The organism is Paractinoplanes rhizophilus (assembly GCF_042664765.1).
In the GTDB taxonomy this organism is placed as follows: domain Bacteria; phylum Actinomycetota; class Actinomycetes; order Mycobacteriales; family Micromonosporaceae; genus Actinoplanes; species Actinoplanes rhizophilus.
In genome coordinates, this window is record NZ_JBHTBJ010000050.1 from 19,777 (window position 1) to 33,140 (window position 13,364).

14 protein-coding genes are annotated in these 13,364 nt (G+C 71.6%); 9 read left to right on the forward strand and 5 right to left on the reverse strand.

All coding sequences use genetic code 11. The features are described 5' to 3' along the window. Positions 1-81: 81 nt before the first annotated feature. Genes ACFQS1_RS36045 through ACFQS1_RS36055 form a run of 3 tightly spaced genes read left to right on the forward strand, consistent with a single transcriptional unit; the run spans position 82 to position 3,079 of the window. Positions 82-648 carry a hypothetical protein gene (locus tag ACFQS1_RS36045; RefSeq protein WP_378976701.1) on the forward strand — a complete coding sequence of 189 codons (567 nt, stop codon included), beginning with the start codon at positions 82-84 and terminating at the stop codon, positions 646-648. After that, positions 645-1,670, forward strand: a complete 1,026-nt coding sequence (locus ACFQS1_RS36050; RefSeq protein WP_378976703.1) for a hypothetical protein — start codon at positions 645-647, stop codon at positions 1,668-1,670. Before ACFQS1_RS36045 ends, ACFQS1_RS36050 begins: the two co-directional genes overlap by 4 nt. Further along, a complete protein-coding gene (locus tag ACFQS1_RS36055; RefSeq protein WP_378976705.1) occupies positions 1,667-3,079 on the forward strand; it encodes a hypothetical protein in 1,413 nt (470 codons plus the stop codon). The genes ACFQS1_RS36050 and ACFQS1_RS36055 overlap by 4 nt, the downstream gene beginning before the upstream one ends. A 38-nt stretch (positions 3,080-3,117) precedes the next feature. Here the strand turns inward: ACFQS1_RS36055 and ACFQS1_RS36060 are convergent, their stop codons facing one another. From ACFQS1_RS36060 to ACFQS1_RS36080, 5 genes are all read right to left on the reverse strand, one after another. Then, on the reverse strand, positions 3,118-4,923 hold the full coding sequence (locus ACFQS1_RS36060; RefSeq protein ID WP_378976707.1) for a SpoIIE family protein phosphatase: 1,806 nt from the start codon (positions 4,921-4,923) through the stop codon (positions 3,118-3,120). Positions 4,924-5,285: 362 nt separating this feature from the next. After that, positions 5,286-5,960: an SRPBCC family protein gene (locus tag ACFQS1_RS36065; RefSeq protein WP_378976709.1), complete on the reverse strand. Its 675-nt coding sequence runs from the start codon at positions 5,958-5,960 to the stop codon at positions 5,286-5,288. Between the two features lie 27 nt (positions 5,961-5,987). After that, positions 5,988-6,833, reverse strand: a complete 846-nt coding sequence (locus ACFQS1_RS36070) for a bifunctional DNA primase/polymerase (RefSeq protein ID WP_378976711.1) — start codon at positions 6,831-6,833, stop codon at positions 5,988-5,990. Between the two features lie 20 nt (positions 6,834-6,853). Continuing rightward, a complete protein-coding gene (locus ACFQS1_RS36075) occupies positions 6,854-7,891 on the reverse strand; it encodes a beta family protein (RefSeq protein WP_378976713.1) in 1,038 nt (345 codons plus the stop codon). Positions 7,892-7,928: 37 nt separating this feature from the next. Then, positions 7,929-9,230 (reverse strand): AAA family ATPase, encoded by a 1,302-nt coding sequence (locus ACFQS1_RS36080; RefSeq protein WP_378976715.1) that lies wholly within the window; start codon positions 9,228-9,230, stop codon positions 7,929-7,931. 107 nt (positions 9,231-9,337) lie between these two features. On the opposite strand from ACFQS1_RS36080, the gene ACFQS1_RS36085 reads away from it, so the two are divergent. The 6 genes from ACFQS1_RS36085 (at position 9,338) to ACFQS1_RS36110 (ending at position 13,340) form a co-directional block, all read left to right on the forward strand. After that, positions 9,338-9,652 carry a type VII secretion target gene (locus tag ACFQS1_RS36085; RefSeq protein ID WP_378976717.1) on the forward strand — a complete coding sequence of 105 codons (315 nt, stop codon included), beginning with the start codon at positions 9,338-9,340 and terminating at the stop codon, positions 9,650-9,652. Then, positions 9,649-10,824, forward strand: a complete 1,176-nt coding sequence (locus tag ACFQS1_RS36090) for a DUF6883 domain-containing protein (RefSeq protein WP_378976719.1) — start codon at positions 9,649-9,651, stop codon at positions 10,822-10,824. The genes ACFQS1_RS36085 and ACFQS1_RS36090 overlap by 4 nt, the downstream gene beginning before the upstream one ends. 2 nt (positions 10,825-10,826) lie before the next feature. Beyond that, positions 10,827-11,039, forward strand: coding sequence for a DUF4926 domain-containing protein (locus tag ACFQS1_RS36095; RefSeq protein WP_378976721.1), 213 nt, complete (start codon positions 10,827-10,829; stop codon positions 11,037-11,039). 593 nt (positions 11,040-11,632) lie between these two features. Continuing rightward, entirely contained in the window at positions 11,633-12,301 is a 669-nt protein-coding gene (locus ACFQS1_RS36100; RefSeq protein ID WP_378976723.1) for a hypothetical protein, read from the forward strand. Positions 12,302-12,462: 161 nt separating this feature from the next. Beyond that, positions 12,463-12,825: a DUF2795 domain-containing protein gene (locus tag ACFQS1_RS36105; protein WP_378976725.1), complete on the forward strand. Its 363-nt coding sequence runs from the start codon at positions 12,463-12,465 to the stop codon at positions 12,823-12,825. Between the two features lie 119 nt (positions 12,826-12,944). Beyond that, the gene (locus ACFQS1_RS36110; RefSeq protein ID WP_378976727.1) at positions 12,945-13,340 is read left to right on the forward strand and encodes a helix-turn-helix transcriptional regulator; all 396 of its coding nucleotides are present in this window, start codon (positions 12,945-12,947) and stop codon (positions 13,338-13,340) included. Positions 13,341-13,364: the final 24 nt, after the last annotated feature.

Genomic DNA, 13,364 nt, shown 5'->3' on the forward strand with positions numbered 1-13,364 from the left:
CTGACTCGTCCCCACATTGCCGCGTCGGTGTATGAAGATCTAGAGTCGATCCGCTGAAGATCCCCGACGAGATGCGGCCCGGTGAATCATCTGAGCACCCTACCGACCACCGGCGAGCAGGCACGACACGCGCTGCTGCTGCTCGGCGCGCCGGCGAGCGCCCGGCTCGTGGTGGACGTGCACCAGGCTCTGTTCGACGGCGACTTGTCGGTGCCGGCGCTCGTCCGGGGGAAGGTGCCGGGGTTGTGCGCGGCGCTGCGGGCGGATCTGAGCGCGGCACCGGGGCTGCTCGCGCTTGCGGAATGGCCGCTTTCCCGGCGAATAGTCACTCCTGCGGGGCGACGTGCCGACGAGCTCGCCATGATCGTGCGGGTGGCGGAGTTCGCGGCGATCTCGCCGGGCCGGTCCGCTCGGCGGCTGCTTCGTGAGCTCGCCGAACGCGTACCCCATGGGGTGGAAGCTTTTGATCTTGCGGACGCCGCGCGTGCCGCGCTGACCGACCCCGGCCTGGTCGCCAAGGTCGCGGCGGAGGAGCCGGCGCGGGCGGAACTGCTCGCGCGGGCGGCGCGGCTGCCGGAAAAGCAACAACTGTACGGCGTGCCGGTGGTTCCCCAGCAGCGCGGAAATCAGCAGCGGGGAAAAGGGTGAGCACCCTGGATCGGCTGCGCGGATCGGCGCCGGCCAAACGGCACAACGCGCGGACCATCGCGGCGCTCACCGGAAATCCGGGATGCGCGCGGCGGTCGGTGCTGGACGCCGCCGGAGTGGACAAGGTGCGGCTCGCCGAACGGATCGGTTTTCCCGGCAATTTCGGGCAGTCGCGATTCGCCCTGGCGCGCGGCAATGCCTTCGAGGCGATGCTGAAGGCGGATGACTGCGCGTTGTTGCGGTCGGTTCTCGACGTGGGCGTGGTGGGCTGTCACGACCTCGGCGCCGATGACGACAACACGCTGCAGGCCCGCCATGACCGGACCCGTGAGCTGCTGGCCACCGAGCGTTCGGCGCTGATCGACCATCCGCTGCTGACGCTTTCGGTGGCCGGGCAGACGGTTTTTCTCGAGCCCGATCTGATCGCCTTCCCGAGCGAGGGGAGGCTGCGGGTCGTCGAGATCAAATCGTTCGCGATTGTCGACGGGCAGGCCGACGCGGCGGCGGTCTCGGCCGCCGCGGTGCAGGCGGCGGTGTACGTTCTGGCGCTGCGCGAATTGCTGGGCGAGGATCGGGTCAGCCACGAGGTCGTGCTGGTTTGCCCGGTGGATTTCTCGCTGCGGCCGGTCGCGGCGGTCCTGGATGTGCGCAAGCAGCTCGCGACTTTACGGCGACAGTTGTCGAGATTGTCGTCGGTCTCCGAGTTGGTGGCGTCGCTGCCGTCGACCGTCTCTTTCGACGTGGCGTTGCCGGTCGAGTCGTTGACCGCGTCGCTCTCCGCGGTTTCGGCGCGATACGTGCCCGAGTGCCTCTCCCTCTGTGAAATGTCGGTGTTTTGCCGGGACGAGGCCTCGGGATCGACCGCGGCGCTGGGGCGGTCGGTCCGCGAGGCGCTCGGCGGGGTCGAGGAGATCTCCGAGGTGCTCGCGCTGGCCGGCGGGGCGGCGGCCGGGCCGGGGCAGGCCGAGGCGGCCGCGTTGTTGCGGCAGGCGGCCCGGCTGCGGGATGAGGCCCTTTCTTGAGTACGGTGGTCGCTCTCGCCCGGGCGCAGGCCTTCGCCGCCGGGCGGGCGCAACCGATCGCCACGGTGCGCCACCTGCACGTCCATGACCGGCCGTTCGTGCTGATCCCGCTGGCCATGGCCGGCGAGGCCAACGCGCCGCTCGCCGCCATGCTCGGCACCACGCCCGGCGCGCCGCGACTGCTGGTCGTCTCGCAGCCCCGCAACCGGGACGAGCGGTTCGCCTTCGCCGCCTCGCTGGCCGCCCACCTGGTCCCGTACCTGACGTCCTTCGCCGGCGAGTCCGAGGCGGTGGCGGTCGACCGGGGCCGCGACGTGCGGCACCGCTTCGTCGACGCCCCGCAGGTCTGGGTGCCGAACACCGGCGGCGCCGACTTCCTGCGGCTGTTCGGGCGGTCGACCCGCTTCCGCCGGGTGGACGGCGATCACCCGGTGCCGCCGTCGGTGCCGCTGCTCGGGCGGTGGCTCACCTTCCTGGCCGGCGCGGCCGAGATGCCCGGCTCGGCGCTGCTGCTCACCGCGGTGCAGGCGCTGGGTCTGCACTGGGCGACCGGGCAGAGCGGCGCCGAGGACAACCACCTGGGATCGCTGCTGGCCTGGATCGAGTCGGGCGCCACCGCGGCCCGGGAGGCCGAGCGAGGCCCGGTGGCCGGGCCGGCGACCGACCCCCACTTCGACAACCACGTGCTGGCGCCGCTGATCGCACAGTCCGACCCGGCACTGCCATCGGTGCTGCACGACCTGCTGCTGCCGACGTGGGAGCGGATGTGGCGCTCGCTCGATCTGCTGCGCGCCCTGCCGCCCGGCGATCGGGTCGCCTCCCGCTGGGACAGCGACCGCGATACCTACTCGGCCTACGTGCGGCACTTGCTGGAGGACGGCGCACCGCAGCCCCGGCGCGACGGCGCGGTGGCCGCGGCCGCCCGCCTGCAGCGCCTGGAGAACGCGGCGGCCCGGTACGCGGTGCAGCGCGCCTTCGACGATCCGCTGGTGATGGCGGAGTACCGGCTGGCCGGGGTGGCCTTCGGCGGGGTGGTGACGCTGGCCAACCCGGACCGCGTCGACGACTCGGGCAAACGATCCGTCCTTCGTCCCCGCATCATGGTCGCCACCACCGAGACGGTCCGGGTCGAGGCGGGCGCGACGCTGACGTCTCCGGCGCGGCCGGCCCAGAAGGCCAAGGTCATCTCGGTCACGCGGACCGCCACCGGGTACGACGTACTGCTGGAGCTCTCCGGCGGGATGGGGCGCAAGCTGGTGGCCGAGCCCGGCAGCGTGCCGGCGGTCGGCGAGAGGCTGCTGCTGACGACGTTGAGCGAGGCGTACCGGCCGGGCGCGTCCTTTCCCGATCCCTCCGAGACGCCCTGGACCCACGGCGGCCCGCCCTCGCCGGAGCCCTCAGCGGAGTAGGCGGCTCGTTGCCGCTTCTTTCTCGGGCGGGAGCCCGTTCACCGCAGGCGGATCGCCAGTAGCGCGATGTCGTCGTCGCGGCGGGTGGCCGTGTCGAGCAGCCGGGTGCACAGCTCCTCGATCGGGACGGCCCCGCTGCCCTGGAGCTCCCGCAGGACGCGCCCGACCCCGTCGTCGATCAGCTGGGCCGGGTGCTCGACCAGCCCGTCGGTGTAGAGCAGGAGCGTCGACCCGGGCTGGACCCGGCGGCGGTGGGTGCTGCGCTCGTCGCGGGGGACCAGGCCGAGCAGCGGCTCCGGCGTCTCCCACCAGACCTCGACGTCGCCGTCCGGGCGCAGCAGCACCGGCGGGGGATGCCCGGCGTTGGAGAAGGTCACCTCGTACCCGTCGTCGTCGCGCCGCAGCCGGGCCAGGACCGCGGTCGCCGCGGCCGGCATGCCGAGGCCGTGCAGGGCGCGGTCGAGCTGGGCCAGCAGCGGGCCCGGCTCGTCGTCGCGGCCGTACGCGTCGCCGCGCACCAGGTTGCGGACCTGGCCCATGGTGGCCGCCGCCTCGATGTCGTGCCCCGAGACGTCGCCGACCGCGAGCATGACGCTGCCGTCGGGCTGCACGAAGGCGTCGTACCAGTCCCCGCCGACCGCCGTGCCGACCTGGGCCGGCAGGTAGCGGGCGTGCAACTCGACGCCCGGGATCTCCGGGAGCCGCGGCAACATGCTGTGCTGCAGCACCTCGGCGACGTGCCGCTGCCGGCCGTACAGCCGGCTGTTGTCCACGGCGAGCCCCGCCCGCCGCCCGATCTCCACCGCGGTCTGCTCCTCGGCCTCCCCGAACGCTCCCCGCGCCGGCCCGTTGACCAGCATGACCACCCCGACGATGCGCCGGCCCACGGGCGCGGTGATCGGCGCGATCAGGTAGGCGCCCAGCCCGATCCGCTCGGCGATCTCGACGATCTCGCCCGGGCTGATGCGCGCCCGCAGCGATGCGGGGTCGGCGCTGTCGGCCCGGATCGGCAGCGCCGCGCGCTGCATGGCCGCGACCAAGGACTTCATCTCCCGGGGCGCGGCGGCGGCCAGCTGGGCGAGACGTTCGGCCTCTTTCGCGTACGCCGGGTCGTGGTGTGCCGCCGACACGTGGCGCACGGTGCCGGACGGCTCGGCCAGCGCGACCACGCACCAGTCGGCGAGGCGTCCGGCCGCCATCCGCCCGAGCCGCCCCAGCGCCTCGTCGATGTCCATCGTCGCCGACAGCGTCTCGGTGACCTCCCCGAGCAGGCTGAGCTGGTCGTGCGCCGACTCGGCGCGGCGGCGGGCCTCGTCCGCGATCTCCCGCGCGATCCGCAACCGCAGCTCGGACGAGCAGACCTCGCCGAGCTCGACCAGGACGGCGATCTCGCTGTGCGTCCAGGCGCGCGGCTCCCGATCCATCACCGAGAGCGTCCCGAGCACGTGCCCGTCGGAGTCGGTCAGCGGCACGCCCGCGAACGCCCGCGCCCCCAGCTCATGCACCGCCGGGTGATCGCGCATCAGCGGATCCGCCTGCGTGTCCGGCACCACGAGCAGCTGTCCCGCCTCGACCACGTGCCGGCTGAGCGAGTGACGCAACGGCATCTCCCGCGCCTCGGCCAGCGGCTCGGGCAGCCCCACCTGGCCCGGCAGGTATTGCCGATCGTCCTCGAGCACGGTCACCAGCGCCACCGGAACGTCGACCAGCCGCTCGACCAGCACCGCGATCCGATCGAACGCCGCGTCCCCCCGGGCACCCAGCCCAAGCCGCCGAACCGCCCGCAGGCGCTCCGGATCAACGAGAACGCCTCCCGTTGCCTCGACCAAGTCTCCCCGCAGCACGTCGCCCCCCGGCCGCTCAGAGCTGACAGGCTACCGGCCCCGCATAGCGCGATCGACCCTCCGTTCATCCCATCCCGCCCGCGCGACCAGCCCGCGCACCCCGCACGCAGGGCGCGCCCAGAGCCGCCGCGCGTCACTCTCGCCGACGTTCCGCCGCGGCTCAGCCCCTGGTCAGACCCCGGTCCCGACCACGTCCCGCCGACGCCACGTCCGCGACGGCCCGTTCCGGCCAGCAGCCGGACGCCATCATCCGCCCGGACCGGCCAGCGCCCTTGCGTGACCACCCTCACCACGCCGCACCTCACTCGCCTCGTGCCGGCCGTGCCTGCGGCGTGCTGCTCCGTGTCCGCGGTGTCCGTGTCCTAGTTGTCGGGTGACGGGTCGGCGGCCGTTGTCATCTCGGCGTTCGCGGCCAGCGGAGCCCAGCGTTTCCGCCACTCCTCCCGGCGGGCCTCGAACTCCGCGTCGTCCAGGCCGAACGTGGACACCGTCACCTCCATGCGCGCCGCGTCGCGGTCGTCCAGGGGGACGCGCCCGGCCACCACGACCAGGTCGCCGTCGCTGTTCACGGTCGACGCCACCCGGGGGCCGAACCGCTCCCAGTCGCCCTCGGCCAGCGACAGGGCCTGCCACCCGGTCGTCTCGCCGGTCAGGTACAGCGTCCGGCGATGGCCCGCCGGGCGCACGGTCAGCAGATAGCGCAGCTGAAGCAGGAACGCGCGCCAACCCTCCTCGATCGCGTCGTAGCGTTCCGGGCCCGAGGAACCCGTGCCCTCGCGGGCCACGCGCACCTGCGCCCGGCCGTCGTCGCCGCTCACCTCCAAGTAGGAGCCGTCGGCCCAGCCCATGCGCTCCGGGGCCAGCAGGGTCGCCTCGTCGACGAAGATCTGCTTGATCTCGGCGTCCAGACCGTCGTAGTCCCAACCGAACCACTGATGCAGCACGGCGGGCTGGGTGACGGCCTCCCACACCTCGTCCCGGCCCGCGTCCACGGTGACGTCCACGTCGTACGGCTTCAGCCCTCGTTGATCGGTCATGCCCCCATCATTGGGGCAAAACACGGATCACGCCACGCGTCGATCTGCTTCGGGATCAATCGGTGACCGTCGACCCGCCGCGAGCCCGGAGCGGATCGTGCGGCGCACCTCGGCACGGCCCAGGCCGGCCAGTCGTGCTGCCGCGTCGAGCTCGCGGGTGACCTCGCCGGCGTCGAGCAGACCGCCGCCGACGAGCCGGCCGAGCGCGAACGCGGCCCGGTTGAGCGTGTCGTTGCGCGTGCCCACCGGCGCGGATGCCACCCGATCGGACTCGGCGACCAGGGCGGCCCTCGCGTACCGATCGGGGTGGCGGATCGCCCGCTGGACGGGCGGCACCACCGGACCCTCGATCAGCTCGCGCAGGGCGGGCGGCCCGGCCGGCAGGGCGTCACCCGGACGGCGCACCCATCGATAGTCGCCGCGCACGTGGCGGGACGGCGGGGCCACCACGTAGCCACCCGCGCCGCGCCAATCCAGGCCGGGGAGCAGGCCCACGCGGTTGCCGAAACCCGTCGGGCGGAACCAGAGATGCCAGCCGCCGCTGCCCGTGCGCACCCGGGGGCCGGGCGGCAGCTCGCCACCGAGCAGGTGGGTCAGGCCGTGCCAGCCCTCGGCCGAGTCGATGTCGGCCACATCCATCGCTATGCCGGTGCGAAGCCCGACATTCGCCTCCGGCCAGCGGGACCACCACATGTCGATCAGTCGGGGGTCGGTGGTCGCCTCGGTCAGGCCGTGTCGCAGCCGGGGATGCTTGCCAGGTCGGTCGCATCGGACTCCTCTGTCGCAGGAACAGCCGCCGCGCGGGTCAGGCGTGTGCACCGGCAGGACCGGGATTCCATGCCGGGCGTAGGCCAACGCGGCTGTCAGCAACATTAGAACAAGCGTACGACAGTTCAGGTGCCCGCCAGAGATTCCAGGACATGGGCGATATGGTGCGAAGTGCTCCACGAGATCCAGCTCGCCGAGCTCCCCGCCCCGCGCGCCGTCCGGGACCGCCGGGCGATCTCGGCGTCGCCCCACGAGAAGCGCGCGCCGGCGGCCGGCCAGTGCGGCGAGCGCACCAGCGTGCGGCACAGGTCGTGGCACCGGTCGTCGCTGCGCCCGCCGCGCCGCGCCCAGCGGTAGATCCACCAGTTGTGCTCGGCGGTGTATCGCAGCGTCGGCAGCTGCCGGTGCCGCTGCACGCCGTGCCGCCGCACCGGGGAGGTCACGCCGTAGTCCGAGTAGCCGACGCCGGGCTCGCCCAGCCGCGCCCACACCCGCGCGTCGAGGCGGCCCACCGTGACCGGCTGGTCGGTGGGCAGATCGTCGAGGTTGGCCGGCATCGCGCCGGAGGCCACGCTCACCGAGCGCCACGGCATCCCGTTTGCCCAGCGCAGCACTCGTCGGCATTGCTCCTCGACCGCGTCGGCGTGTGCCACGCAAGCGGTCTCGGCCAGGTCGATCAGCAGATCGACCTCCTCGACCTCCAGCCCGGCACCGGCCAGCAGCCGCCGGGTGACCGCGTCCGCCTCCGCCGGATTCCCGGCGTCGACATGCGGCTGAAGCCGCAGCACCGCACGGCGCAGGTGCATCCGGGCGGCCAGGCCGTGGGCGGCCAGGCGACGACCATTTTCGTACGCCCGGAGCACCGGCAACATGGCCACGCCCAGGTCGGCCAGCTCCTCGGCCAGGTCGAGCGACGGCAGCTCCAGCCGGTCGGCCGGGTCGGGCAGACCGCCGAAGTCGATCGCGATGGCCGCGGTGCGCGGCGGCAGCCGCCGGATCAGCGGGGCGATGCTCGGGCCCGGTTCGAGCTCGAGGATCGGCGTGACCCGGGCCGTGTCCGCCGGCGCGAGGTGGCTGAGCGCCGTGAGCTCGCCGCGGCGCGGGCGCAGGATGGGACGGTAGACGTTGTCCCGGATGGAGCCCGCCGTCGTGAAGACCGCCATTCACTTACGGTAGCGGCTCGTGTCGGATAAGCGACACTCATCGACTTAAATGTGCAAGTATTGCCTGATTTGCCGCCCAGCCGTCCGGGAACTTCACCGGCACGTTGAGGTGCACCGGCTCGGTCGAGGGATGCGCGTCGAGCAACTCGGCGATGCCGGCCCGCGCCACCACCACGCAGGCGTGCCGGTGGCGCGAGATCAGCACGCAGAGCCGGCCGGACTCCAGATGGAACGCCGTCGCGTCACGCCGGCCGGAGAGCGGGTGCAGCACGATGGTCAGGTCATACTCCCGGCCCTGCAGCCGATTGGCGGTGTCGACCGTGACGCCGGCCGCCTCGGGCGGAAGCAGGGCCCGGATCGCCGCCACCTGGTCGCGGTGGGCGGCGCCGATCGCGATGCGCGCGGGCGTCAGCGGTTGCTCGCCCGACTCGGACGAGGTCAGCCCCTCTCGGGCGAGCGCCCGCTCGGCCAGCTTCGCGCAGGCGGCCGCAGCCTCGGCGTCGGTGCGGATGGTGAACTGCGGCGGAAGCTCGTGCAGCCCCCACCCGGTAGTTGCGGCCGCGTCCAGCACCTCGTCCAGCGGATCTGCCAACGGCGTGCCGAATGCAAGGGCTCTCTCGCCTGATTCGGTGCCGGATCGGAAGCCGGTGAACGGGTAGAAGGCCTCGGCCACCACCGGGGCCGCGGAGTGCGGCAGGCGCCAGGACACCGGCAGGCGATGCACGGGCAGGTCGGGATTGTGCCGCAGCAGCACCGCGACCGCGCTCTGCATCGGATCCCACGACAGGCCGATCCAGCGGTCGACCTCGACGGTCGAGAACGGGTCGAGCTGGCCCGGGTCGCCCACGAACAGCGCCCGCTCGAACCGCGGCGCGACGCGGAGCAGGGCGTCGGAGCGCATCTGGTACGCCTCGTCGACGATCGCCCAGGGCCACGTGCCCTCGGTGACGGTCGCCCATTTCGCGGCCGTGCCGATGGTCACCGCGGGCGAACCGAGATCGGCCACCTTGGCCCCGACGCGGCAGGCCGGATGATCCCGTACGCGATCGGTGGGTTGATAATCCACGGCCGACAGCCGGCCCACCATGATCTGCGGTGACCGCGCTCCGAGTCGCTCGATGAGATCGTCGACCTGCTCGTTGGTCTGCGCGACGATCATCAGAGGCTGCCCCGCCGCGGCCAGCTCGCCGGCCGCCCGCACCACCAGCGTGGACTTGCCGGCGCCCGGCGGTGAGTCGACCACGACTCCGCGATGGTCGCCGAAGCGCAGGTCACGCAGCACGGCGTCGACGACGCGCGCCGCCTCGGCGGCCGGGCTGAGCGGGGGATTCGCAATCACCCGGGCACCGTAGCGCGGCCCGCCGACAATTTTCGGCGGCTCTGGGCTTGCCATGCAGAACTACTGTGAGTGCCCGGACGATTACTGTGGATGAAAGCGGGTCTCCCATGTTCGAGCAGGTGTCGGTGCGCCATCCCGACCTGATCACGCATGCCGCGACCGTCTCGGCGATCGGCGACCAGGTCACGACCGCCGCCCAGGCCGGTCGTGCGGTCCGGCCGGGCCCCGAGGCGTACGGAAAATTGTGTTTGATGGTCCCCGCGATGCTCGGTGCGCTGCAGGATGTTCTGGTCGGCGGCATCGAGTCGGCGGCCGATTCGTTGCGCGAGACGTCGGTGCGGCTGCGCACGACGGCGCAGAGCTATGAGGCGACCGATCAGCGACGGGCCGAGGTGTTCGCCGCGATCCGCTCGCGCGAGTGACCCGCACGGCGAATCCGCTGGTGGCGCCGGCCGCCGCCGATTCGCCGCGCCCGTGGGCCGGGGTCTGGATCGCCGAGGACATCGAGCAGATCGCCACCGGGGTCAGCAACGGCGACTGGGTGTCGGGCGGGCTCGGCATGGCGGGCGCGGGCCTGGACGGGCTGGCGCTCGTGTCGGATCCGGTGGGAGCGCTGCTGCAGTACGGCGTCGCCTGGTTGATCGAACACGTCAAGCCGCTCTCCGAGGCGCTCGACTGGCTGGCCGGCGACCCGGCGCAGATCGCCGCGCACGCCCAGACCTGGCGAAACGTCGCCGCGGCTCTGACCGCCGACGCCGACGCCCTCGCCCGGGCGGTCCGCTGGGACACGACGGAGTGGACCGGCTCGGCCGGCGACGCGTATCGCGGGTGGGTGAGCGAGCGGGAACGGTCGCTGCGAGCGCTCTCCCAGGCCGCGGACACGATGGCCGCGATGACCGACGGAGCCGGCATGCTCATCGGAACCGTCCGCCTGATGGTCCGCGACGCGGTTGCGACGGTGGTGTCGAGGCTGATCACCTACGCCGTCGAGCTGATCGCGTCGCTGGGCGGGGCCGGGCCGTGGGTGGTTGAGCAGGCGACGACTCTGTGCGCGTCATGGGCGGCGAAGATTGCGGGGTGGCTGCGGGATCTGATCGCCAGCATTCGCAACCTGGTCGCGCGGGGGGATCTGCTGGGGCGTGCGGTTGAGGCGCTCAAGAAATGGTTCGTGGAACGGCGCGCTGCGGGTGGGGGCGAGGGAGGTCGTCCGCCCGAGGACGGAGGCGGGTCTCCAGGGGGCGCGCGATCCGGCGTGCCGGAACCGCCGAGCTTCCAGGAACCGGAAATCGATCCGGGAAAGATCACGGGATATGCGATGAATCCCGAGCATCCGGTGGGTAGGAACAAGTATCGAGTGATCAACTCGACCACCGGCCTCGGGCCGGAGGACGCGGCGTCGGTGGAACAACAGATCCGGGACGGTGTCCGCGCGGGAGTCCCGATCGCCGGCCGGGCCGACGAGTACGGTCAACGGTGGAATGTGGATGTGCCGTTGACCGGACCGAGTGGCTCGATGGTGGTCCGCACGGCTTGGATCGTCGATGCCGGGGAGACAACTCCTCGTCTTGTCACGATCTCGTTCCCCAAGGGGTAGGTGTGGTGCAGGAGTTGGACGTCGTCGCGCTCGTGATCGACCTGCCGGATCAGGAGCTGAAGGCGGGCGCCGAGGGAACGGTCGTCCACGTCTTTCACCGCCCACGTCTCGCATACGAGGTGGAGTTCGTGGACCGCGACGGGGCCACGGTCGCGATGGTGACGCTGACTCCGGAGCAGGTGCGCCGAGTCGATCGTCGGGGACATTTGTCGTAGGGCGAGGTTCTCACCATTTGGATGGGGATCTTGGCGTCTGGCGGGATGTGAGCGCGGCGGTTTTTGGGGGTTCGGGGGGATGCGGGGAAACCGGCCTAAGTGGCAAAAGCCGTGAGGGCACCCGGGTCGCACCGGTTGTGACGGGTATCCGACAGTTGGCTTGGTGCCGGCTTGATGGTGGGCACGCGGGGAATGCGGAACTGGTTCGGTGCGGTCCGGCCTATGTGGATCTCCGCTCGGGCGGTGCGCGGTATCGATTGATTCGCAAGTGCTGGTGGGGGCGCATGCCGTCACGGTGTGTTGACGTTTGCGTGGTGGTCACCGCGTTGAAATATCGCAGTGATTCACTGTGGGGGCGGGTTGGAAAGCGAGGCTGACATGCAACTTGCACGTGCGGTTCGCCGTGCAAGTTGCATGTTTCGCAGCGTCTCGACCTGCTGCTCCGTCGTCGTGGCTCAGTTTTGATCATCTCGCGGCATTTCATTCATGAGCGTTTCTGCGATGTGGGAACGGGACCCTTCCAGTCGATCACCGGAAGTGGAACTCTTCTAAGCCAGCAGTAACGCCCGCGACACGGACGGTGGTGGTAAAGCATGCGCCCAGACGTTCTGGTCGGTCCGAGCGAGTGGGTGGTCGAGCAGTTCGGCGACAAGGTTGCCGGCGAACTGTGGACCCGGGTTCCGGAGGCGTTGAGCACCGCGATCGACCGTGAGGTCAACGCCCACCCCGCTATGACGCAGACCCAGGAACGAGTGCTCGCGAATCCGCGATGGCCGCTTCCGTACGAGGAGCTCGTGCTTTTCCTCGGCACGCTCCCCGGCGCCGAGATCATCAGTGTTCCCAAGTCCGTCTACCAGCTTGTCGTGATCAACGGGCACGTGGTCGTGCCGTGGTGCTACGGACAATCCGCGCAGACATCGATGCGTGACATCGAGGTCGGGCGCTCGTTCGGCCGGCTCGCCCGGGAGCTGCTGCGCCGCTTCGGACCGCCCTGGCGGCGGTCGCAGGCCGAGGCGCCGCTCCCGCTGGACGCCGTCGACGAGCGCGAGGTCGCCAAGATCTGTGCGGCGATCGCCAAGATCGAGCCGAAGCCCGAGGTCGTCATCGCCGGGTACGCGGGGGACGCGCACCTGGGACTGCTGCGGGCATGCCTCGGCGAGATCAAATCCACCGACAACGGGCACCTCAGCTGGAGCCACCTCGACGACCTGCCACTGCCACCACCGGTGATCCCTCGCCCCCGCCGCATGCAGTTCCCCTGAACCCTGACCTCAGCAATCGTCTCTTGAGCCAGCAACTCGGCCCTGACCGCGGCCGTCCCGCACCGCTCACCCCGGGCCCGTCCCGCCGCTCGCCGCGGCGCGACGGGCCCGGTCCGTGCGGCGGCGCGTTTGATCACACGCTGCGGGGGAAGCCAACGGTGATGGAACGAGGTAGCAGCAAGCACGGGGCCCGCGTCGACGACCGGATGGCCGACGAGGTTCGCGGCGAGGTCCGGGGCAACCCGGGCGGTCGCGCCGAGGAATGGCGCACGGCCGAGCCCTCCGGAGAAGATCAGCCGGTGACGACCGAGGCGCTCGACGTCGCCGAGTCCGAGCGGTTCAGCCGGTTCGGACGATATGTCGGACTGTCCGCGCTGCCCGGCGACCGGGACGCTCTGCGGCGCAGCGCGGAGGATCTGCAGGCGCCTGACGACATCCTGGCCGATCTCGACCGGTTGCCCGAGGGAAGCACCTTCCAGAACCTCGCGGAGGTGTGGCGGGCGCTCGGGCGCCGTACGGAGTGACGGCGTGATACGTGGGTGACCGGCCGCGGCGTCGGGCGGGCGATCGTCGTCTGAGACTCGCGGCGATTGGCACGTTGCGAACCGTGTGCGGCGGTAGTCGTATGCCTATTGTCGTGTGCATGGAATGGAAGGCAATGCGCCTCGCGGGCGCCCATGAGGTTCGTCTCCTGCTCGGCGTGAGCCGGCAGCGGCTCTATCAGCTCGCCGCCCGGTCCGATTTTCCGGAACCCGTCGCCACTCTGGCCCAGGGCAAGATCTGGTCGATCGGCGACATCGAGAAATGGCTCGCCGATCATCGGGGTCCGCGTGCCGCGGCTCATAGGAGAGTCGCGGCCTATGAAGAGGCCGCGGCGCACGGCGAAGTCGCGGCCCGCGGCGAAGTCACGGCCAACGGCGAAGTCGCGGCCCGCAGCGAAATTGCGCCCGAGGGGGATGCAGCCCGGCGGGAAGTCGCGGTCGGCGGGCACGTCGTCGCGGAGGGCGAAGTCGGGGCCGTTCTGGCGGTGGCGTCCTGACCGTGGGCCTGCTCAGCGGGAGAG